General features: G+C 58.4%; 16 protein-coding genes, 1 tRNA gene and 1 pseudogene. 2 read left to right on the top strand and 16 right to left on the bottom strand.

The window, feature by feature from the left end:
• Window positions 1-81: 81 nt before the first annotated feature.
• From RBR25_RS11330 to lepA, 5 genes are all read right to left on the bottom strand, one after another.
• Window positions 82-1,353, bottom strand: a complete 1,272-nt coding sequence (locus RBR25_RS11330) for a dihydroorotase (protein WP_432819662.1) — start codon at window positions 1,351-1,353, stop codon at window positions 82-84.
• Between the two features lie 38 nt (window positions 1,354-1,391).
• A complete protein-coding gene (locus tag RBR25_RS11325; RefSeq protein ID WP_432819661.1) occupies window positions 1,392-2,324 on the bottom strand; it encodes an aspartate carbamoyltransferase catalytic subunit in 933 nt (310 codons plus the stop codon).
• Between the two features lie 21 nt (window positions 2,325-2,345).
• The gene (pyrR, locus tag RBR25_RS11320) at window positions 2,346-2,882 is read right to left on the bottom strand and encodes a bifunctional pyr operon transcriptional regulator/uracil phosphoribosyltransferase PyrR (protein ID WP_432819660.1); all 537 of its coding nucleotides are present in this window, start codon (window positions 2,880-2,882) and stop codon (window positions 2,346-2,348) included.
• 215 nt (window positions 2,883-3,097) lie between these two features.
• On the bottom strand, window positions 3,098-3,769 hold the full coding sequence (gene lepB / locus RBR25_RS11315; protein WP_432819659.1) for a signal peptidase I: 672 nt from the start codon (window positions 3,767-3,769) through the stop codon (window positions 3,098-3,100).
• Window positions 3,769-5,574 carry a translation elongation factor 4 gene (gene lepA, locus RBR25_RS11310; protein WP_432819658.1) on the bottom strand — a complete coding sequence of 602 codons (1,806 nt, stop codon included), beginning with the start codon at window positions 5,572-5,574 and terminating at the stop codon, window positions 3,769-3,771. The genes lepB and lepA overlap by 1 nt, the downstream gene beginning before the upstream one ends.
• Window positions 5,575-5,801: 227 nt before the next feature.
• Here lepA and RBR25_RS11305 point away from each other — a divergent pair, with 227 nt between their 5' ends.
• The gene (locus tag RBR25_RS11305) at window positions 5,802-7,694 is read left to right on the top strand and encodes an AMP-dependent synthetase/ligase (RefSeq protein ID WP_432819657.1); all 1,893 of its coding nucleotides are present in this window, start codon (window positions 5,802-5,804) and stop codon (window positions 7,692-7,694) included.
• A gap of 130 nt (window positions 7,695-7,824) precedes the next feature.
• Here RBR25_RS11305 and RBR25_RS11300 read toward each other — a convergent pair whose 3' ends face one another.
• The 4 genes from RBR25_RS11300 to RBR25_RS11285 all read right to left on the bottom strand — a co-directional run bounded on the left by RBR25_RS11300 (window position 7,825) and on the right by RBR25_RS11285 (window position 14,316).
• Window positions 7,825-10,548: a response regulator gene (locus RBR25_RS11300; protein WP_432819656.1), complete on the bottom strand. Its 2,724-nt coding sequence runs from the start codon at window positions 10,546-10,548 to the stop codon at window positions 7,825-7,827.
• A 150-nt stretch (window positions 10,549-10,698) separates the two neighbouring features.
• Window positions 10,699-11,340: a class II aldolase/adducin family protein gene (locus tag RBR25_RS11295; RefSeq protein ID WP_432819655.1), complete on the bottom strand. Its 642-nt coding sequence runs from the start codon at window positions 11,338-11,340 to the stop codon at window positions 10,699-10,701.
• Between the two features lie 77 nt (window positions 11,341-11,417).
• Window positions 11,418-13,805 carry an AsmA family protein gene (locus RBR25_RS11290; protein ID WP_432819654.1) on the bottom strand — a complete coding sequence of 796 codons (2,388 nt, stop codon included), beginning with the start codon at window positions 13,803-13,805 and terminating at the stop codon, window positions 11,418-11,420.
• A complete protein-coding gene (locus RBR25_RS11285) occupies window positions 13,789-14,316 on the bottom strand; it encodes an EVE domain-containing protein (protein WP_432819653.1) in 528 nt (175 codons plus the stop codon). The genes RBR25_RS11290 and RBR25_RS11285 overlap by 17 nt, the downstream gene beginning before the upstream one ends.
• A gap of 240 nt (window positions 14,317-14,556) precedes the next feature.
• On the opposite strand from RBR25_RS11285, the gene hcp reads away from it, so the two are divergent.
• Window positions 14,557-16,167, top strand: coding sequence for a hydroxylamine reductase (gene hcp, locus RBR25_RS11280; RefSeq protein WP_432819652.1), 1,611 nt, complete (start codon window positions 14,557-14,559; stop codon window positions 16,165-16,167).
• 81 nt (window positions 16,168-16,248) lie between these two features.
• Here the strand turns inward: hcp and pal are convergent, their stop codons facing one another.
• From pal to RBR25_RS11245, 7 genes and pseudogenes are all read right to left on the bottom strand, one after another.
• Window positions 16,249-16,764 carry a peptidoglycan-associated lipoprotein Pal gene (pal, locus tag RBR25_RS11275; RefSeq protein WP_432819651.1) on the bottom strand — a complete coding sequence of 172 codons (516 nt, stop codon included), beginning with the start codon at window positions 16,762-16,764 and terminating at the stop codon, window positions 16,249-16,251.
• Window positions 16,765-16,919: 155 nt separating this feature from the next.
• Window positions 16,920-17,243 carry a hypothetical protein gene (locus tag RBR25_RS11270; RefSeq protein WP_432819650.1) on the bottom strand — a complete coding sequence of 108 codons (324 nt, stop codon included), beginning with the start codon at window positions 17,241-17,243 and terminating at the stop codon, window positions 16,920-16,922.
• A 202-nt stretch (window positions 17,244-17,445) separates the two neighbouring features.
• Window positions 17,446-18,846, bottom strand: coding sequence for a glutamate--tRNA ligase (gltX, locus tag RBR25_RS11265; RefSeq protein WP_432819649.1), 1,401 nt, complete (start codon window positions 18,844-18,846; stop codon window positions 17,446-17,448).
• A 119-nt stretch (window positions 18,847-18,965) separates the two neighbouring features.
• A complete protein-coding gene (amrB, locus tag RBR25_RS11260) occupies window positions 18,966-19,769 on the bottom strand; it encodes an AmmeMemoRadiSam system protein B (RefSeq protein ID WP_432819648.1) in 804 nt (267 codons plus the stop codon).
• 14 nt (window positions 19,770-19,783) lie between these two features.
• The gene (locus RBR25_RS11255; RefSeq protein ID WP_432819647.1) at window positions 19,784-20,608 is read right to left on the bottom strand and encodes a sulfite exporter TauE/SafE family protein; all 825 of its coding nucleotides are present in this window, start codon (window positions 20,606-20,608) and stop codon (window positions 19,784-19,786) included.
• A gap of 60 nt (window positions 20,609-20,668) precedes the next feature.
• Window positions 20,669-20,742 (bottom strand) — tRNA-Cys (locus RBR25_RS11250).
• Window positions 20,743-20,843: 101 nt separating this feature from the next.
• Window positions 20,844-21,047: pseudogene (locus RBR25_RS11245) on the bottom strand (MTH1187 family thiamine-binding protein); the annotation flags it as partial.
• Between the last annotated feature and the right edge of the window lie 124 nt (window positions 21,048-21,171).

The raw sequence follows: 21,171 nt of genomic DNA, 5'->3' as shown, positions 1-21,171 counted from the left end.
ATGCGTGGGGCTCCTTGTGATGGGCGGATGCCCGTCGAAACGCCACCGATGGCGTTTCGACGGGCGCTGATAAGCTGGGACTTAACGCTGATAGACGACTTTGCCACCGACGATGGTGCGAACCGCCGCGCCCTGGATGTTCCAGCCGTTAAAAGGCGTATTCTTGCTTTTCGAATGGAGTTTGGCGGCTTCAACCGTCCATTTCAATTCCGGGTCGATCAGGGTCACGTCGGCGACGACGCCGACGCTCAGCGTGCCACGCGGGATGCCAAGAATCCGCGCGGGAGCGACGGTCAGTTTGGTCACCATGTCGACGAGGGAAAAGACGCCGTCGCGAACTAGGGCCAGACTCAGCGGCAGGGCGGTTTCGAGACCGACAATGCCGTTCAGGGCGACGTTGAACTCGACATTCTTTTCGTCGAGATGATGAGGCGCATGATCGGTGGCGATGGCGTCGACAGTGCCGTCGGCCAGCCCCTGGCGCAGGGCGGCCACATCCTCGGCGGTGCGCAACGGCGGATTCATCTTGGCGTTGGTGTCGTAACCACGCACCGCTTCCTCGGTCAGAGTGAAGTGATGGGGAGTCGCCTCGCAGGTCACCTTGACCCCCCGCTTCTTGGCGGCACGGACGATCTCCACTGAGCCCTTGGTGGAAACGTGGGCGACATGGAGACGGGCGCCGGTGAATTCAGCCAGCATCACGTCACGGGCGGTGGCGGCATCCTCGGCGACCCAGGGAACGCCTTTGAGCCCGAGTTCGGTGGCGACGAAGCCGTCATTCATCACCCCCTCGCCGATCAGGGAAAGATCCTCGGCATGGGAGATCAGCGGCAGGTTGAAGGGTTTGGCATATTCGAAGGCGCGGCGCATGATCTCGCCGTCGCTCACCGGCCTGCCGTCGTCGGACAAGGCGACGCAGCCGGCGTCCTTGAGATCCCCCATCTCACTGAGGGTTTCGCCTTTAAGCCCCTTAGTGATGCTGCCGATGGGAAAGACGTTGGCTACCCCTTCCGCCTTCGCCTTCTCGACGATGTAGCGGGTGACCGCCTTGTTGTCGTTGATCGGGTTGGTGTTCGGCATGCAGGCCACCGAGGTGAAACCGCCGGCCACCGCCGCTTTCGTACCGGAGACGATGTCCTCCTTGTATTCCTGGCCGGGATCACGCAAATGCACGTGCATGTCGATCAATCCTGGGGTCACCAGCAGTCCGGCGGCGTCGATGACTTCGGCGCCGGCGGCGTTCAGGTTCTTGCCGACCTGGGCAATGCATCCTTCCTGGATCAGCAGGTCGAGGGTATCGTCGATGCCGTTCGCCGGGTCGATGACCCGGCCGCCTTTGATAAGAATGCTCATATCCGTCACCTCTCTATCAAAAAAAACGATGATTTAGTTCAAGCTTCCGAATGATCGCCGCCGGCCACCAGATAGAGCAGGGCCATGCGCACCGCCACACCGTTTTCCACCTGGTTGAGAATGACGCTCCGGCTGCCGTTGGCCACATAGGAGGAAATTTCCACCCCGCGATTCAAAGGGCCGGGATGCATGACGATGACGTCAGACTTGGCCAAGGCCAAGCGCGCCGGGTTGAGGCCGTAAAGGCGGGCATATTCGCGCAAGGTTGGGAGTAGGGTTTTGCCCTGGCGCTCCAGCTGGATGCGCAGCATCATAACGACATCGGCGTCGCGCACCGCGTCGTCCATGTCGGTGAAGACCTCGGCGCCGAGACGCTCGATCCCCGGTGGAACCATGGTTCCGGGGCCGCAGAACCGAACCTTCATCCCCATCTTGGTCATGGCGTAGAGGTCGGAACGAGCCACCCGGCTGTGGGTGATGTCGCCGACGATGGCGACAGTCAAACCTTCGAGTCTGCCTTTGCGCTGGCGAATGGTGAGCAGGTCGAGAAGAGCCTGGCTGGGATGTTCGTGCGCGCCGTCGCCGGCGTTGATGATCGAGCAGTCAACGCGTTGGGCCAGATAGTGCGGAGCGCCGGAGGCGGAATGGCGCATGACGATGATATCGGGCTTCATCGCCTGAATGTTTTTGGCCGTATCCTCCAGGGTCTCGCCCTTGGTCACTGAGGAAGTGGAGGCGGTCATATTGATGGTATCGGCGGAAAGGCGTTTACCGGCGATTTCGAAGGAAGTGCGGGTGCGGGTGCTGGCTTCATAGAAGAGGTTGACGATGGTCTTGCCCCGCAAAGTCGGCACCTTCTTGATTTCACGGCTATTGATTTCCCTGAGGCTTTCGGCGGTATCGAGAATCAGTTCGATGTCTTCTCTGGAGAGCTGTTCCGTGCCAAGGATGTGCTTATGGCGGAAAGACATGGGGGCCTCCCTGATGGGGTGTTAGGGTTTGACGAGACGGACTTCGACCGGGTTGTTGTCGGCGGCGAACTCGACGAGAATTTTCTCCTCGCGGGAGGTCGGCACGTTGCGCCCGACATAATCGGCGCGGATCGGCAGTTCCCGGTGCCCCCGGTCGATGAGGGTGGCCAGCTGGATGTTTTTCGGCCGGCCGATATCGACAAGGGCGTCCATGGCGGCGCGGATGGTGCGGCCGGTGAAGAGGACGTCATCGATCAGCACGACCTTGCGGCCGTCGAGGGGGAAAGGGATTTCGGTCTTGCCGAGGGGCAGGCTGCCGCGGGAGCCGAGGTCGTCTCGATACATGGTGATGTCGATGGTTCCCAAGGGGATTTTTTCCCCCTCGATCTGGGTGATCCGCTGCCCGAGGATGCGCGCCAGATGGTCGCCGCCGCTGCGGATGCCGATCAGAACGAGCCCTTCCGTCCCCTTGTTGCGTTCGAGAATCTCGTGCGCAATCCGGGTGAGTGCGCGACCGATGCCGGCGCTGTCGAGAATCACCGTTTCATTGCTGGCCATGCCCGAATCTCCTTTGGTTCGTGGTTGCGGCAAAAAAAATACCTTCCCGCCGGTGGGCGAAAAGGTATGGGGGTACGAATTCCGGAGCTGGATTTTCTGCATCTTTGCCACCCTTGCTAATCTCTCGGGATTAACGTTAAAGGGATACGTCGAATTTGGACGGAACTATAGCAACATAAAATCTGTCAAGTCAACGGAAAATGCGTGAGAGAAAACTACTCGATGGGACGGCCGAGGCGGTTCCAGCGGATCTTGTGAAGCCAATCGGCCTGGGAATCCCAGGACCAGTATTTGATGAAGGCCAGTCCCTTGATCTTCGACTCTTCGACAAAACCCCAGAAACGACTGTCATAAGAACGGTCACGGTTATCCCCCATGACGAAATAGTGCCCCTTGGGAACCGTCACGGCGGGCATGAAGTCGCGGGGGCCGAAACCGGAAGGAACGATATTGTTCTCTTTATGGATTTCCTGGGGGATATGAAAGGGCTCGCCATTGACCAGGACTTCCTTGTCCCGGACTTCCACCGTGTCGCCGGGGAGGCCGACGATGCGTTTGATGAAATCGCGACGCTGGAAAAAGTTTTTCCCTTCGTCTTCGGGGAATTCGAAGACGATCACATCCCCTCGCTCAGGTTCGCGGATGGTCAGATAGCGGCCGTCGGCAAAGGGCACCTGCATGCCGTAAAGGAACTTGTTGACGAGCAGGTGGTCGCCGATCAGCAAGGTGTCTTCCATAGAGCCGGAAGGAATCTTGAAGGCCTGGACCACGAAGGTGCGAATGATCAGGGCCAGGATGGCGGCAACGAAGAGGGCCTCGGCGTATTCCCGATACCAGGGTTTCTTGACGGTCGCCGGTGCCGAGGAGGGAGTTTCGGTTTTCGACATTATTTCTGCTCTTTCACCTTGAGGATAGCGAGAAAAGCTTCCTGAGGCAGTTCGACATTGCCAACCTGCTTCATGCGCTTCTTGCCTTCCTTCTGTTTTTCCAGCAGTTTCCGTTTTCGGGTGATGTCGCCGCCGTAACACTTGGCGGTAACGTCTTTGCGCAGGGCCTTGACCGTCTCGCGGGCGATGACCTTACTACCGATAGCGGCCTGGATGGCCACCTCGAACTGCTGACGGGGAATGAACTCTTTCATCTTCGCAACCAGATCCCGGCCCCGGTACTGGGCCTTGTCGCGATGGACAATGAGGGAGAGGGCGTCGACCAGATCGCCGTTGATCAGAACGTTGAGACGGACCAAGGCGCTTTCGCGGTAATCGAGTTGCTCGTAGTCGAAGGAGGCATAGCCGCGGGTGATCGACTTGAGCCGGTCGTAAAAATCGAGGACGATCTCGTTTAACGGCAGTTCGTAGACGACCATGACCCGGTTGGCGGTCAGGTATTTGATCTCCCGCTGCACACCGCGCTTTTCCTCGCACAGGGCCAGAACCATGCCGACGAATTCGTTGGGCACATGAATCGAAGCGAGGATGAAGGGCTCTTCGATTCGTTCGATATGCTGGACCTCGGGGAGTTTGTTGGCGCTTTCCACTCGCAGGTGTTCCCCCTTGACCGTGGTCACTTTGTAAACGACGGTCGGCGCGGTGGTGATGAGCTCGACGCCGAATTCCCGCTCCAGACGTTCCTGGATGATCTCCATATGCAGCAGGCCGAGGAAACCGCAGCGGAAACCGAAACCGAGGGCCAGGGAATTTTCCGGTTCGAAGGAAAAGGAACTGTCGTTGAGGCGCAGCTTTTCCAGGGCATCGCGTAGGGCGTCGTATTCGCCGGTGTCGATGGGATAGAGCCCGGAAAAGACCATCGGCTTCACTTCCTTGAAGCCAGGCAACGGTGCGGCGGCGGGGCGGTGCAGATGGGTGATCGTGTCGCCGACCTTGGCATCCTGCACGACCTTGATCCCGGCGATGAGAAAACCGACCTCGCCTGCGGCAAGTTCCGTCATCTCCACGGGATGGGGAGCGAAGACCCCGACCTTCAAGACCTCATAGCTCTTTTTGTTGGCCATGAGCTGGATCTTGTCCCCCTTTTTGAGGCAGCCGTCGAAGATCCGCACGAGGATGATGACCCCCTGATAGGAGTCGTACCAGGAATCAAAAATCAGCGCCTTGAGCGGTGTGTCGGGATTGCCCTTGGGAAAAGGAATCTTCTTGACCACCGCTTCGAGGATTTCGTGGATGCCGATCCCTTCCTTGGCGCTTGCCTCCACGGCGTCGGCGGTATCCAGGCCGATGATCTCCTCAATCTCGGCCTTGACCGCCTTGGCATCGGCGCTGGGCAGGTCGATTTTGTTGAGCACGGGAAAGACTTCCAGATTCTGGTCGATGGCCAAGTAGACATTGGCCAGAGTTTGCGCCTCAACCCCCTGGGAAGCGTCGACCACCAGCAGCGCCCCTTCGCAGGCGGTTAGGGAACGGCTGACCTCGTAGGTGAAGTCCACATGCCCCGGGGTATCGATGAGGTTGAGAACATAATCATGGCCGTCGTCGGCCCGGTAATTGAGGCGCACCGCCTGGGCCTTGATGGTGATGCCGCGCTCCCGCTCCAGTTCCATCTTGTCGAGGAACTGATCGGTCTTTTCCCGGTCGGTCAAGGCGCCGGTGGTTTCGAGAAGACGGTCGGCAAGGGTCGATTTGCCGTGGTCGATATGGGCGATAATGGAAAAATTTCGGATATACTTCTGATCCATGCAGGCCCTTTTTGGCTTGATGTTGGGATTAAAGACGCAATCCCATAACATAGTGAATCGGTTCGTCTTTGTAAAGTACAAATGCGGGTGAAAAAGAGCGGGGCTTCCCCCTGCCCGCTCCGGACAATTTTCACTGCAAGAGGAGATGTTTTATCCTTGCCTTGGCCCCGGCCAACCGACATGATTCACATTCCGAAACAAAAACCAACCTGGAGTCGTCAAGCGCCGTGAACAGTATTGTCTCTCTCATCGCTGAAAGCTGCCGGATTCACGGAGATCGAGTCGCCCTGCGGGAAAAGGTATCCGGCATCTGGGTGGGGCTTTCCTATGCCGAACTGTGGAAGCGGGTGGAATCTCTTGCCTCCGGATTGCGGAAGCAGGGTTTTGCCCCCGGGGCGCACGCCGCCCTCCTCGCCCCCTCCTCGCCCCGTTGGATTCTGGCCTACCTCGCCGTCCTCCACGCCGAGGGGGTGGTGGTTCCGGTGGACAAAGAGCTCAAAACGGGAGAACTGCGTCATGTCCTAGCGGACAGCGACGCCGAACTGGTTTTCACCACGTCGAATTATCTGGAAACCCTGGCGGAGTTGCGGGAGAGTCTGCCCCGCCTGGAGCGGATTGTCCTACTCGAAACCCTTCCCGATGATTCCCGGCCACAACGGGAGCTGGCCCGGGCCTTGGATGCCCTGCTCGACGAATGGCAACGGTTGCGCCGGGATCTTGATCTGCCCGAAGCCCGCGGCCAAGTCATGGAAAATCTGGCGAACCGTGTCTACTGCCTGCTCGCTCCCCACCCCCCGGGAATGGATCGGCCTTTGTTGAGAAAAGACCGTATCCCCCCCTTCTGCAACAAGCGCATCCCCCCCCAGGACTCGTGCCTGCTCACCTTCGACGAACTGCTGAACGCATCGCCGGCCGTCGCGCCGGAAATCCCACCCGAGAAAACTGCCGTCATCCTCTACACCTCCGGCACCACCGGGCGCTCCAAGGGAGCGATGCTCAGCCATGGCAACATCGTCTCCAACATCCGCTCGGCAGCGGAACTCTTTCACCTCGACGCCGACACCCATACGCTCTCTTTCCTGCCGATCAATCACGTCTTCGAGCAGGTCTGCGGTATCCTTCTGCCCCTCTCCCTAGGGGGCTGCGTCTCCTTCGCCGAATCCCTAAAGAAACTTGGAGACAACCTGACCGAAATCAAGCCGACCTGCTTTCTCGGCGTCCCTGCCCTCTACCGGATCTTCTACGACCGAATCATGAAAAACATCCAGGGTAACCCCCTTTCCCGCACCCTCTTCGCCCTTCCCCTCACCCGATCCCTGGTCGCCGCCAAAGTCCGCAAAACCTTCGGCCACAAGACCCTCTTTATCAGTGGCGGCGCCGCCCTCGACCCGGAAATCGCCCGGGGGTTTCAAAGTCTGGGGCTCAAGCTGGTGCAGGGCTACGGCATCACCGAAACGGCGCCGGTCATCTGCGCCGAACCCCCTGATGCCCCGCGCATCGGCACGGTCGGGGTGCCCCTGCGCGACGTGCAGATCAGAATTGACCAGCCCGACAACGAAGGGGTGGGCGAAATTCTTGTGCGCGGACCGAACGTCATGCGCGGTTATTACAACAACCCCGAGGCGACCGCCGAAGTGCTGACCGATGGCTGGTATCGCACCGGCGATCTCGGCTCCCTCGACGGCGACGGTTATCTGAGTATTCGCGGCCGGGTCCGCAACCTGATCGTCACTCCTAACGGCAAGAATGTTTATCCCGAAGAGGTCGAACTGGAACTCCTGAAAAGCCCTTACATCGCCGAAGCGATGGTCTATGGCCACAAACTCTCCGCCAGTGCCGAGGAAGTGCATGCCCTCATCTATCCCGACGCGGAGGCCCTAGACGGCTTGGCGCGAGCGCGCGGTGAGTCGGCTTTGAGTCAAGCGGAGGTCGAGGAGCTTTTCCGGCGGGAAGTGATGACGGCGGGGAAACGACTGGCGGACTACAAACGAGTGAAAAAATTTACTCTGCGTGAGGATGAATTCCCCAAAACGACGACCCGGAAGATCAAGCGTTTCGCCGTCGAGGCTCGGATTCCCATAGCGGAGCCGCCACGGCGAGCGGAAGAGGAGAACTCTTGAATGCCGGTTGCGAACTGAAGAACGAAAGTCCTTTCACCAGAAATTTCATTCGCGCCGGACATTACTCCGGCGCGAATCTCATGGCCGGCGGTAAACCGGTCTTCGTCTCATTGTTCTTTCTGCACTGGGCTCAGCCTGCCAGGCGATAACGGTTGATTAGTTCTTCCCGCAGATTTCTCAGGGACTCTTCCAGTGCGGCGAAGAGATTTTCTGCATCGGCCAGGCGATCTTCCCGGGCGCAAATTTCCAGTTGCCGGGCCAGGGCCATGGCCTCTTCGGCCTGGAAAAAGCCGACCACCGATTTGAGGTTGTGGGCAAGCATCTCCAATTCCCGACGATCCCCTCGCGCCTTGCTGCGTCCCAGATTTTCCAGCGTTTCGGGGAAATCCCGAAGGAATTCCCGAGCCATGTCGGCGAGCAGATTGGCTTTTTCCGCTTCCCGTTTTCCAGCACCGGTCTTGCGGCCTTCGTGCCCCTCGTCGGAAGCGACGGCTTGCCGCAGAAAATGCTCCACCACTTCATAAAAGACTTCGGGACGGATCGGCTTGGCGAGGTATTCATCCATCCCCGCGGCCAGGCAGCGCTCCCGATCCCCTGTCATGGCTTGGGCGGTCATGCCGACGACCGGGATATACCGTCCCCGCTCCTCGCCCATCCGGCGAATGGCCCGCGTCGCCTGCAACCCGTCGACCTCGGGCATCTGCACATCCATGAGAATCAAATCGAAGTCCCTTTGAGCAACGGCATCGACGGCGGCCTGTCCATCGCTGACCAAGGTCAGATTCCAGTTTTTCTTGCGCGCCAGGGCCAGGGCCAACTTCTGATTGAAGGCATTATCCTCGGCCAGCAGCAGTTGATAACCGGCTTCCGCACTTTTCGCCGGGGGGGGGGGCTCTAACTCCTCGCCGGATGCGGAGACGGCCTCGCCCCGCATCCGGCGAGCAAGACAGTCGGTCAACGCCGCAAGAATCTGCCGGACCGACACCGGCTTCAGCAGGTAATCCCGCAACCCGGCCTCATGCAGGCGGGCGATCTGTCGTCCGGAGTCGACGGTTGTCAAAAGAAGCAGAATCGGAATCCGCTCATCGAGATGCTCACGAATGATGGACGCCGTCGTCACGCCGTCCATCCCCGGCATATCCCCATCGAGAATCACGGCGGCGAAGGGTTGCCGGCGATGGCGGGCTTCATGCAGGATCTGGATGGCTTCATCCCCCGCCGCGCAGGCCTGACTTTCCGCCCCCAAACGGCGAAGACCCTCGACCAGGAGGGCGGCACCGGCGGCATGGTCGTCCACCACCAGCAGTTTGTATCCGGATAGAACCTGTTCGGAAACCAAAACGCCTTCCCCGGTGACGGCAAAGGGGAGCTCGACGATGAACGTACTCCCCTGCCCTTGCGTGCTCGTCAGGGAAATGGCACCCCCCATCCCTTCGACCAAGGCCTTGCTGATGGCCAGCCCGAGCCCGGTTCCGCCGTATTTGCGACTAGTGGAAACATCGGCCTGACTGAAATTTCTGAACAGGCGTTCTTGGGCGCTTTCGGAAATGCCGATCCCGGTATCGCTGACGGAAAAACGCAGACGGCAGCCGTTCGCAACGGACGCAACGGACTCGACCCGCAGCATCACTTCCCCCCGTTCGGTGAATTTCACCGCATTACTCAGCAGATTGAGCAGGATCTGGCGCAGGCGCAAGGGGTCGCCGACCAGGTTCTCGGGGATCTCCGGAGATACACTGAAGAGCAGTTCAAGATTTTTTTTATGGGCGGCGACGGCCAGACTGCGCACCGCCGTTTCCACACTCTCCGCGAGGCAGAAAGAGACGGATTCAAACTCCAGCATGCCCGCCTCGATCTTCGAAAAATCGAGGATGTCGTTGAGCAAGCCGAGAAGGGACTCCGCTGAAAACTTGACTGTCTCCAGGCAATCCTTCTGATGCGGGCTCAGGTCTCCGTCGAGAGCCAGTTCGGTCATGCCGATGATGGCGTTCATCGGCGTGCGCACCTCGTGGCTCATGTTGGCGAGGAACTCCCCCTTGGCCCGGTTGGCCGCTTCCGCCGCCCGGGAAGCGGCGATCAGGTCGTTCTGCATGCGCAGACGGGTGCGTTCCGATGCGACGTACTGACGAAAACCAAGAGCGATGGCCAGCAGCCCGAAAAGCCAGATCAGAGCATGATTGAAGCCCTGATTATAGAGTTCGATCCAGGCCTGCTCTTCATAAGGTTTCAGCGGCACGACGACGGTAAGGCCTCCGCAGATTTCGCCACGGGCGCAGCCGTGTTTTTCGTGACATTGCAGACATCCCTCTTCCCCCTTAAGCGGGGTCATAAGACGCAGCACCCGTCCTTCGGCACGGGTTTCAACGGTGGAAACGTCCGGTTCTCCCGCCTGCAACAGCCCGAGAGCAGCACTCTCCCACTCATCGGGCCGGTTGTCCGGGTTCCGGGGGCGGGTGCTGGTCATGCCGGTTTTCACTCCCAAACGGGGGTCTTCCAAGGCATAAACCATCCGGCTCATGTATTCGGGGTTGATCAGGGTCAGGGTTTCCCCCGATTCGGTACGGATGTCCCGGGCAGGCAAGTCGCCGAGCAGGGGATTAGGTTCGATTCCGGTGGCGAGATTGACATAGACGCCGCCATAAATCGAGCCCCAGCGGCGGTAGAGAACGTCCTTGGCGGAGAGGGTACGGGCCTGCACCAAGGCCAGCTGTTCCATGTTCTCTCTGGAGGTATGGGCGGTCCAGACCAGGGAGGCGGCGATCAGCAGCGTCCAGATGCAGATGAAGAAGAGAAAATACTTGCCCAGATATCCCGGCAGGGGGATGGCGCCGGAAAGAGTCTGTTTCTCGGACATTGAACGTTCCAGGAGCGTGCGGGAAAAGCGGATGAATGAATCAAGGACTCGAAACCGTCAGTCTTCGACCAGGAAAGCTGAACAATCTGAACCAAAATACACTAAAAATAATTTATGTATAGAAGAAAAAGGCACCACCCGTAGTGCTGCTCAGACCGTCCGATAGGCATCGGCCAAGGCATTCAGCAAGGCGCAGCCAGCCTGGGAAAGAGAGGGACCGAAAGCGACGACGCCGTCTTCGTGGCCGAGCATGACGAAAACCCGACGCCGACGCTGTTCACGCCGGGCGAGAAGCTCGCGAACCGCCTGGGCCATGGCCGGCGTACCACAACCGGCAGCGGCCGGGGTGGTGGGCAGGTCGAGCCAGCGGGCAGCCTGCCAGATGTGGGGGGAATGGACGTGAATGACCGCCCGGATACGCTGATCTAGGGTGTAGATACCGGCATGGGTCATCGCTTCCGAAGAGGGGTGGACGGGGCCTTTAGAAACGATTTGGTTTTCCCGGGGAAGCCACTCAAGGACAGTGACGAAATGCTCCGGCCCCAGTTCGGCCAAGGCGCCAGTCTGGGTGCCGCTGACCAGAAAGGGATAACGCGCGGCGCCTGTGCTCGGCAGTCGAACACTCAGGTTGCCAAAGCCGAAGCCGCCGTAACGCTGGGGGTCTTCCCCGATCAGATCGAGACGGTGAAGGATGCGACGCCAGGCGATGAGTTCGGCGACTGCGGCCATCGGAAGCGGGGGCTCCGGCTGATGGGAAAGACGATACTGAATGACTCCTTCTTGTTCCGTCATAATCCTCTCATTCTTCTTGGGAAGGGCAAACACCCGTGACGTCCATCCTGGGAAAAGCGCAGGATGGATACGATTCGTTAACGGCCGAACAACCCCTGCAGGGCATCCCGCATCAGCTGTTTTGCCGGCTCGGCCTGTTCTTTGCCCACCCCCGATGCATCGAGCTTCTTGAAGACCTTTTCTTCAAGTTTCCGTTGCAATTCCGCTCCCGCTTGCTTTTTGAGTGCCGTGGAATCGAAATCGAAGCGGGGCTGATCGAACGACCCGGCCAATTTCAGAGGAAGCCGGGCCCACCCCTGATCATCGCTGAAGTACCCGGCGATCTTTCCTTTTTTGTCGAGTCTGGCGCTCAGCCCGGGGGAGAGTCGCGCCCCCAGATCGAGAGCAAGAGTTCCGTCCAGACCGATCTCTCCGGTCGGCGCGAGCTGCAGATCCTGACCGTTCATGCGGCTGTTGAGCTGCAGCCGTCCCTGACGAATCCGGTAATTTCCCGAGCCGTTGCGGAAAGTCAGTTCGTTCAATTCATCAAGACGGAGAATTTCGGCGAAGCCCCGGGTCAGAGGGGTGGCGGTCAGACGGCCATTGACGAAAGAGAACTCACCTTCGGCGGTGAGTTGATCGCGCAGGGTCGCGACGCGACTCCCTCGGCCCTTGAAGTCGGTAGCGAGGGAGAGCGCACCGAGCACCGTCCCCTGGGCACGGGGAGCGAATAGCCGGGTGAGGGCGTCGATGGAAAGACTGGAAAGCTCGATGCGCCCCTCATAGGCCAACCCCTTACGACTCAAATCGACGGTCCCCGATTGTTTGAAGGCGCCTCCGGCAAGTTGACCGGAGAGGGTCTCAATCGTCAGCAGATTGTCAGCCAGATGATAACGCAAAAGCAGATCATCAATGGTCATCCCCTGATAAAGAGCCTGTTTGACGCGCATCTCGCCCTCAGCCCGCAGCGGCAAATCAAAGGGTCCAACCTCTTCGGAAACGGTCGGCGGCGGAACCGCAGGGAGCAGGTCCCCTTGTCCTCCGGAAGGCACAGGAGATTCTTTCTTGATGAGCAGAGGATCGACCTGAAAGCGCTCGGCGGAAACCGAACTGGTAACGGCGATCGGATCGGCGAAAATATCGGGGATCCGGAAATTGATGGAAGCCGCATCTTCGCCTAGGAGGAGTTGAAGATTTTCCGCCGACAGCTCCTTTTCTTCCATGGTGATTCGGCCATTCAGTAGCGGCCGTACCGCGCCCACGGAGCCCTGAAGGTTGGTCAGCTGGAAATCCCCGTGTTTGATCAGATCCATCGGCCTGTCGACGGGTCCGGCGAGAGTCACCCGCGCGGTTACAAAGCCGGCCGGATCAAGCTCCCGGAGCGACGTCACCAGGCCATCGGGAAGGGCATTCAGCGCCGAACGCAGTTCCAGTTCATTCAGACTAACGTCCAGATCCAAGCGGGGGGATTGATCGAGCCCGGCCACCTCTCCCCGCAGTTCCAGAGGAATACCGTTGAGGTCGGCCCGCAGGCTGTTGAGTGCAAGCCTGCTGGCGGCGGTATCGTAGAGGAGGTCGTAATCGACGGCCATCCGGGCCTTGGAGATCGGTACTTTGGGCAGGGCATTGAGATTGATCGCGATGTCGCGCAAAACGACCTTGCCTTTGCCGACAAGATCCCGGTTACGATTAGCGAAGGTCAGGTCAAGATCGAGTTTGAGCGAACCGAGGTGCCCGGGAATCTCGTCGCGAAAATAGGGAAGAAAAGCGGTCAGATCAAGATTGTCGAGGCGGATGGCGGCCGCTCCTGACCGACCATGGACATCGGCTTTGCCGTCGATGAAAAACTCCGCGCCGTTGAGCCGCGCCTTGACGGTGAAGGGGAATTCCCGTCCGGAGGAAATTTCCGTGGCTTCGACATCCAGGTTGCTGATCTGATAACGATAAGGCGCCTGGGCGTTGATCCGCTGATCGACAAAAGTGAATTCCCCGCCGTTGATCACGCATGAGGAAATGAGCAGATCGAGCCCGTTCTTTGCCCCCCCGGCGTCGTCCGGCGGGGCGACGGGTTCGCTTCGCAAGGCGGCGTCGTCTTGGGGCTGAAACAAATCGGAGATGTTGAACTGTCCATCGGCCTGGCGGATCAGGGTGATGCGAGGCGTCTCGAGGCGCACCTCGTCTACCTCCACCCGTCCCTGCAACAAAGGCCAGAAGCGATAGCGCAACACCGCCTGATCGGCCTGGAGAAGGGGATCGTTCCCCTCTTTCGCCAGCACCTGCACGGCGTCGAGGCGAATACCGCTGAACAGCCCGATTTCCACGCCCCCCAGACGCACCTCGCGACCCAGGGTCTGTTCCGCCAGCGGCAATATGCGCGCCTTGATGCGTTCAGGAGTCATCAGGGTTTTCACCAAGACCGTCAGACCGACAGCGAAAAGAACCAGAAAAGCGAAAAGAAATCCAAGCCACTTAACGGGTCGAGTCATTATTTTCTCCGGAAGATTGCAGAAACCTTTCGATCACGGCCGGGGAAAGACCTCCCAACTCTAGAAGTACGGACCAATGTCTCTTTTCGACGGGGAGCACCGAGAGGCGGTTGCCCCGCTTCAGTACGCCCAGGTCGGAAAGCCGGGGATGGTCTTTCATGACCTGGCGGGTAACCGGACAAGAAAAGGACTGGAGAGCCTGAACATCGACCATATACCAGATGGGGTTGGCAACGCTGGAACGAGGGTCGAAATGATCGCTTTCCGGATTCAGAGCCGTATCGTCGGGATAGCCTGGTCGTACCACCCTCGCTACGCCGACAATGGCCGGATCGGGAACATTGCTGTGATAAAAAAGAACCCCGTCGCCAACACGAACCTCATCACGCAAAAAATTGCGGGCCTGATAGTTTCGTACCCCGTCCCAAGGGCTGGTCCGATCAGGAGCACGCAGCAGATCGTCGAAGGAGAAGCAGTGCGGTTCCGATTTCATCAGCCAGAACTGGGGCATGAAAAATCCTTCAATAAAAAAAAGGTTTTTGACCTCGGTCAAGGGGGTTGCAGCAGGGTTTTGCTAAGGTCCATTCATCACGACTAACGTGAAGATTATACATGGAACAACGCCATATTCGCGGATTCTAATCTGATTTTCAACCGGCAACAGCAAGGAGCGGACATTATGGGCATTCTCGATTGGCTCGGTTTATCGAACAAGGAGCAAACCCCAACTTCAACAGAAAGGAACATCCCCATGTTTTGTTACCAGTGTGAACAGGCCGCAAACGGCGGCTGCACCAAAATCGGCGTCTGCGGCAAGAAGCCGGATGTCGCGGCTCTGCAGGATCTGCTGATCTTCGGTCTCAAGGGCGTCGCCTTTTGGGCCAATGAAGCGCGCAAGGCCGGGAAGAAAGATGCTGAAATCGATCGTTTCATGCACGAAGGCCTCTTTACCACCATCACCAACGTCGACTTCGATCCCGAAGCCATCGTCAAGATTCTGCGCAAGTGCGGCCCCCTGCTGACCAAGGCAAAAAATCTGGCCGGTTCCGTGACCGGCGCCATTCCCGAGGCGGCGCAATGGCAGCCTGCCGGCACCACGGATGAGCTGATCAAGCAGGGCGAAGCGCATGGGGTCAAGAGCAACGGAGTTGATCCCGATGTCAAGTCGATGCAGGAGACCCTGATCTACGGTATGAAGGGTTACGCGGCTTACGCCGATCATGCCCTGATTCTCGGCGCCGAAAATGACGAAATCTACGCCTTCACCCACAAGGCCCTCGCCGCCACCCTCGACAAGAACCTCGGCCTGATGGATTTCGTTAATCTCGCCATGGAGTGTGGTCGCATCAACCTGGTTACCATGGAGTTGCTCGACAAGGTTCACACCGACACTTACGGTCACCCGGTGCCGACCCCGGTACAGCTTGGAACCAAGGCGGGCAAGGCGATTCTCGTCTCCGGTCACGACCTGAAGATGCTTGAAGAGCTGCTCAAGCAGACTGAGGGCAAAGGGATCAACATCTACACCCACGGCGAGATGCTCCCCGCCCACGGCTATCCCGGACTGAAGAAGTACGCCCACCTGGTCGGCAACTTCGGCGGCGCCTGGCAGGATCAGGCGAAGGAATTCGTCAACTTCCCCGGCGCGATCATCTTCAACACCAACTGCATCCAGCGTCCCGCCGACAACTATAAAGACCGCCTCTTCACCTGGGGTCTGGTGCAATGGCCCGACGTCACGCACATCGACGGTTGGGACTTCTCCGCCGTCATCAAGAAGGCTCAGGAGTGCGAAGGCTTCCCCGAGGCTCCGGGAAAAGAGATTCTCACCGGTTTCGGCCATAACGCCGTTCTCGGTGTGGCCGACAAGGTCATCGAGGCGGTCAAGGCCGGGCAGATCAAGCACTTTTTCCTGATCGGCGGCTGCGACGGTGCCAAGTCGGGACGCAACTACTACACCGATTTCGCCGTGAAGGCGCCCAAGGACACCATCATCCTGACCTTGGCCTGCGGCAAGTATCGCTTTAACAAGCTCGACTTCGGCGACATCGGCGGCATTCCCCGCCTGCTCGACATCGGCCAGTGCAACGACGCCTACAGCGCCATCCAGATCGCCGTTGCCCTGTCAAAAGCTTTCAACTGCGGCGTCAACGACCTGCCCCTGTCAATGATCCTCTCCTGGTACGAGCAGAAGGCAGTAGCCATTCTCCTGACCCTACTCCACCTGGGAATCAAAAACATCAAGCTGGGACCGAGCCTGCCGGCTTTTATCACTCCGAATGTGCTCAACTTTCTGGTCGAAAACTTCAACATCGGCCCCATCACCACCGCCGAGGAAGATCTCAAACAGATTCTCGGCTGATTGGAGACAGGTCTACGAAAAAAACGCCCGGTGGATTTCCACCGGGCGTTTTTTTCGTTCAAGACCGATAATCGAGACGACTTACTTGAATTCGGCGCGGCGGTTCTGAGCCCAGGCGGCTTCGTTCGCGCCCATGGCCACCGGTTTTTCTTCACCGTAGCTGACGATGCGCAGGCTTTCCGGAGCAACACCGAGAGAAACCAGGTAGTTGCTGGCGGCACGGGCGCGGTTTTCACCCAGGGCCATGTTGTACTCGTCGGAACCACGCTCGTCGCAATGACCTTCAATGACGATATTGGCGCCGGGGTTGGCCTTCATCCACTGGGCGTTCTGGCGAAGAATCTCCTTCGACTCTTCCGAAAGGACATAGCTATCGAACTCGAAGTGAACGGTATTCATCCCCATCTGGGCGTTACCGACGCGAAGATCGCTCGCCGAAGACTGGCGGGAAGACGTGTCCGCCGAAGCCGAAGCGACAGGTGCAGCGACAGCGGCGGGAGTTTCGAGGTTTTCGGCGACCTGGGTTTTCTTGGCACAACCGAAAGCAAATGCGCAACAAGCGATCATCACGGCCGAGCAGAGAACTTTCTTTTGCATTGTTTTGTGACCTTTCCAATGAGGTTGATTGAACCGCCGCACAGACAGACGGCATGAAAAACACGATAAAAAACACGAACGACACCGACGCCGGCATCATTTATCACGCAAAACGAAAAGGGGGATGGTCTTTCCCCGGGCGGGGAGCAAAAGATCTAGGCGGGAGGAATGAAAATTCGAGTATGGCCTTCAGGAAGGGCAAGTTCCGGCGGGGGAGAATAGACCAAGCGCGACACCTGAAGGTTTTCGGCCAGGACGAAATCGGCGCAAGGAACGGGAAGGTCCAGTCCTTGCCCCTTGACTTTGTAATGGGCTGTTTGCGGTTTGTAGTCGCCATCGAGGATGACGGCAACCTTGGCGATGACATCCTGCACCGGAACGACGAACTCGACGTAGCTGACGCTACTCAGACGCATGGCGACAATTGCGAACAGCAGCACGATGGCAAAAATTTTTTGAAGTGGTCCGCTGGTGATCATCGCCTGCTTCAAGGGTCTATAAAAAGGGGAAAATCATGTAAAGCGGGTGGAAATTACCACTTCTAATAACATTGTCAATAGAATTTTTTCAGGACATCTCTCCGAGCCCAGATGACGTTAAAAACATTTTTAAATACAATAGGTTAAAAAATTCATCGAGGTCGCGGCCGCCCCCTTTCACCGGCCGCGACCCGGTCTCGCCTTACCGCAAAAGATCGAGAGCCTGACGCAATCTCGTCAGAACCCGTTCCCGGCCAAGAACCTCAACGACTTCGTGGATTCCGGGACTGGTGGTTCCTCCAACCAGTGCCACCCGTACCGCAGGCCCGAACTTGCCGAGTTTGAGACCGGTTTCTTCGGTGACCTTCTGAAATGCGGCCATAATACCGTCATGATTCCAGCTGTCACAGGCTTCCAGATTCCGGAGAAGCGCGGCGATAGGTTCGTGCTTGTCAGCCGTTAGAAATTTGGCGACCGCATCTTCGTCGTACTCCACCTCGGACTTGTAATAAAAGGCGGCGCCTTCGGCCATCTCCACCAGGGTCCGGGCCCGCTCCTGCAAGGTTTTCACCACCGCCGACAAGTCCGGCCCGTTCTCCGTGGCGAGTCCCAGTTTGGCAAGAAATTCAGTCAACAGGGATGCCAGGCGCACGGGGTCGCCGGTCTTGATGTAGTGAGCATTGAGCCAGAGCAGCTTGTCCGGGTTGAAGACCCCGGCAGCACGGCCGACCTGCTCTAGGGAGAACTTCTCGATCAGTTCCTCCATGGAGAAAATCTCCTGATCACCGTGAGACCAGCCCAGCCGTGCCAGATAATTGACCAGCGCCTCGGGAAGATAGCCCTGTTCCTGGTAGGCCATCACCGAGGTCGCACCGTGCCGCTTGGACAAGCGGCTTTTGTCGGCGCCGAGAATCATTGGCACATGGGCAAACTCGGGAATCTGATAGCCGAGGGCGGTGTACATCGGAATCTGTCGGGGGGTATTGTTGACATGATCGTCGCCGCGAATGATCAGATTGATCCCCATTTCCGCGTCATCCACCACTACCACGAAGTTATAGGTCGGGGTGCCGTCACTGCGCTGGATAATGATGTCGTCCAGTTCTTCGTTACGAAAGGTGATCGGGCCCTTGATCCGGTCGACAAAAGTCGTCTCCCCCTCATGGGGGGACTTGAAGCGAACCACGAAGGGCGCATTCGGCGCGGCAGCCTGGCTGCGCTCACGACAGGTGCCGTCGTATTTGGGTTTGCCGCCGCTTTTCAGGGCGGCTTCCCGCTTAGCGTCGAGTTCCTCCTGAGTGCAATAGCAGCGATAAGCCAACCCCTTGTCGAGCAACTCTTGCACCTTGGCTTTGTAAAGATCGAAGCGATCAGACTGGTAATAGGGCCCTTCATCGTAACTCAATCCCAGCCAAGCCATGGCTTGAAGAATGGCATCGACCGATTCCTGGGTGGAGCGGGCGACGTCTGTATCCTCAATGCGCAAGATGAAGGTTCCCCGCTCTTTCTTCGCCAGCAGATAGTTGAAAAGCGCGGTGCGGGCGCCGCCGATATGCAGATAGCCGGTGGGGCTGGGCGCGAAACGAAGACGTAAATCCGACATCAAACTCTCCTGTTGTTCGGTGCTGAAAAAAGGGTAAAAAATTCGAGCCCGCCGAAAGCGAGCCCGATTTTATACTGCATCCCCGGGGGATTGACAAGGGGCATGGGTGATGTTCCGGTTTAGGTGATGACCACTCCGGCATAGCCGACCACCGAGGATTGATCGCCAGTGATGTCGCCGGAGTTGCCGTAGCGGATCAGGGTCGCCTCCCTGGCGCCCAAGAGTCGGGCCGCCGCCAGCATCGTCACCATCGGCAAAACCCCGCACATGCTGATGTTCTCGCTCCGTACCGTGCGATAGAGTCCTTCGGGATCAAGGGCGGCGATTTGCTGCAGGGCGTGCCGATCTTTTTCCCGGGCGACGGATCCCGCTTCGTAATGGGTCATATCCGAGCTGACGACCATCAGCACCTCGCCTGAATGCCGACTCAATACCTGGGCCAGACCGGCACCGAGTTCGAGCAGTTCAGCAAGGGGAAGATGGCCCAAACAAAGGGGAACAATGTGGCAATCGGGCGCAAGCACCTGCAGAAAGGGCAGTTGCACCTCCAGCGAGTGTTCCGCCAGATGCGCCCGGGCATCCGCCTCCAGCAACGGGCAGGCCGTCATTAGTTCCGCACCGAGTTCCTCGTCGATAACGGCCTCTCCCAGGGGGGTCAGCCAACTTCCCGACGGAAAGAGCGCCGCCCGCCTTCCCAACCCGTGATGGTTGGGGCCAAGCAGAAGTACTCGTGAAGGAATCCGCACCCGGGAAAAGACAGCCCCGGCGATCGCCCCTGAATAGACATACCCGGCGTGGGGCACCATGACTCCCAGGGCCGCGGTCTTTTCATCGGCCGGGGGGCAATACTCCTGAATCAGGCGGCGCAGGGACTGGGCGTTTTCGGGATAGAATTGACCGGCCACGGCGGGATGTCTCAGCATAGGTACCTCCCGGATCAGGAATTGAGGGTCGTGATGATCATGCGCGTCCCGATCACCAGCAGCATCAGCGCGAAGATCTTTACCAGTCTAGCGTGGCTGAAGCGTACGGCAAGGCGAACCCCAAGACGGGCGAAGAGCATGGTGAACGGAAAGACCAGCCCAGCGGCAAGCAGATTCACATACCCCAGGGAATGGGCGGGCAGCAGAGGATGGTTCCAGCCATGATAGATATAGGTCAGCACCCCGAAAGCCGCAGAAATGGCAATCAAGGCGCTGGAATTACCCACCGCGAGATGAATCGGCATGTGCAGCAGCATCAGCATCAGCGGCACCACGATGAAGCCGCCACCGGATCCAAAAAAGGCCGAAAAGAGCCCGCCGACCAGACCAATGAACAACAGCCGGCCCCAAGAGTGGGAATCCTTTTCTTCGGGAAACAGACGTGGATTGGAAAAAAACATTTTCACTGCCGCGAGAATCTGCATTATCCCGAACAGTATTTTCAGCCAGTCCCCGGAAAGCGAGGCGGCAAATGAGGCACCGAGTAGCGACCCGCCGATGCCGCCGACGGCCATGCGCAGGACCTGGTGCCACTGGACATTGCCCCGCCGGCGATGCCCCAGGGCGCTGCTCACGGCAGAGGGGATGATGACGCACAGGCTGGTGCCGAAGGCTGCATGTACGACGATCTCGGCGGGAAAGTTTACGAATTCGAAGGTCCAGAGGAAAAGGGGAACTAGGATGATGCCGCCGCCGATGCCGAGCAGCCCGGCCAGCAGCCCGGCCAGGGAACCGGTGAGAGCGAAAAGAAGCAGTACTTGGGGAGAAAACAGAGACATGCCTACCCTCGAAAATAAAAAAAGAGCCAGGCCCATAAGGACCGGCTCTTTTCACGATGATGGAGGCCCCGACCCGATTTGAACGGGTGATGGAGGTTTTGCAGACCTCTGCCTTACCACTTGGCGACGGGGCCGATTTTTTTACAGGTGCCGCCTAAGGCCCGGTATTGATAACAAAAAGCCCGGCCCCCTGTCAAGGAGAAAAAAGGAAGAGAAATGATGCTCGCAGGCTCGGTTAATCCTGCTCCAGTTTACTGGTCACGGAGCGAATTTTGCTGACCATGGTGTGTTCATCCCGATCCCGGCGGTCGTCGATCTTGATCAGTGTCGATACCCGACCCGCGCCGGCGACGAAAGGCGACTCGTGCATTTGCCGCAACAACAGGAAAATTTTATCCAGGTCTCCCTCGATGATCGTTCCCATCGGGGTCAACTGATGATGCCACCGCAAAAAGAGAAGATCCGACAAATAGTTTAAATCATTAGATTATTTGCAATTTTTTTCTTGCGCCGGGACGTAATCTATGGTATATTCCTCAACAATTCCAATGCCTTGCGAGGGA

The organism is Trichloromonas sp. (assembly GCF_034006665.1).
In the GTDB taxonomy this organism is placed as follows: Bacteria; Desulfobacterota; Desulfuromonadia; order Desulfuromonadales; family Trichloromonadaceae; genus Trichloromonas.
The sequence above is the reverse complement of the archived record's forward strand: the minus strand, read 5'-3'. Positions and strand labels throughout refer to the sequence as shown.

What these genes read in the sequence shown, in the direction of transcription:
- RBR25_RS11330 (WP_432819662.1), bottom strand. Translation starts at nt 1,353, where the DNA reads ATGAGCATTCTTATCAAAGGCGGCCGGGTCATCGACCCGGCGAACGGC.
- RBR25_RS11325 (WP_432819661.1), bottom strand. Translation starts at nt 2,324, where the DNA reads ATGTCTTTCCGCCATAAGCACATCCTTGGCACGGAACAGCTCTCCAGA.
- pyrR (WP_432819660.1), bottom strand. Translation starts at nt 2,882, where the DNA reads ATGGCCAGCAATGAAACGGTGATTCTCGACAGCGCCGGCATCGGTCGC.
- lepB (WP_432819659.1), bottom strand. Translation starts at nt 3,769, where the DNA reads ATGTCGAAAACCGAAACTCCCTCCTCGGCACCGGCGACCGTCAAGAAA.
- lepA (WP_432819658.1), bottom strand. Translation starts at nt 5,574, where the DNA reads ATGGATCAGAAGTATATCCGAAATTTTTCCATTATCGCCCATATCGAC.
- RBR25_RS11300 (WP_432819656.1), bottom strand. Translation starts at nt 10,548, where the DNA reads ATGTCCGAGAAACAGACTCTTTCCGGCGCCATCCCCCTGCCGGGATAT.
- RBR25_RS11295 (WP_432819655.1), bottom strand. Translation starts at nt 11,340, where the DNA reads ATGACGGAACAAGAAGGAGTCATTCAGTATCGTCTTTCCCATCAGCCG.
- RBR25_RS11290 (WP_432819654.1), bottom strand. Translation starts at nt 13,805, where the DNA reads ATGACTCGACCCGTTAAGTGGCTTGGATTTCTTTTCGCTTTTCTGGTT.
- RBR25_RS11285 (WP_432819653.1), bottom strand. Translation starts at nt 14,316, where the DNA reads ATGCCCCAGTTCTGGCTGATGAAATCGGAACCGCACTGCTTCTCCTTC.
- hcp (WP_432819652.1), top strand. Translation starts at nt 14,557, where the DNA reads ATGTTTTGTTACCAGTGTGAACAGGCCGCAAACGGCGGCTGCACCAAA.
- pal (WP_432819651.1), bottom strand. Translation starts at nt 16,764, where the DNA reads ATGCAAAAGAAAGTTCTCTGCTCGGCCGTGATGATCGCTTGTTGCGCA.
- RBR25_RS11270 (WP_432819650.1), bottom strand. Translation starts at nt 17,243, where the DNA reads ATGATCACCAGCGGACCACTTCAAAAAATTTTTGCCATCGTGCTGCTG.
- gltX (WP_432819649.1), bottom strand. Translation starts at nt 18,846, where the DNA reads ATGTCGGATTTACGTCTTCGTTTCGCGCCCAGCCCCACCGGCTATCTG.
- amrB (WP_432819648.1), bottom strand. Translation starts at nt 19,769, where the DNA reads ATGCTGAGACATCCCGCCGTGGCCGGTCAATTCTATCCCGAAAACGCC.
- RBR25_RS11255 (WP_432819647.1), bottom strand. Translation starts at nt 20,608, where the DNA reads ATGTCTCTGTTTTCTCCCCAAGTACTGCTTCTTTTCGCTCTCACCGGT.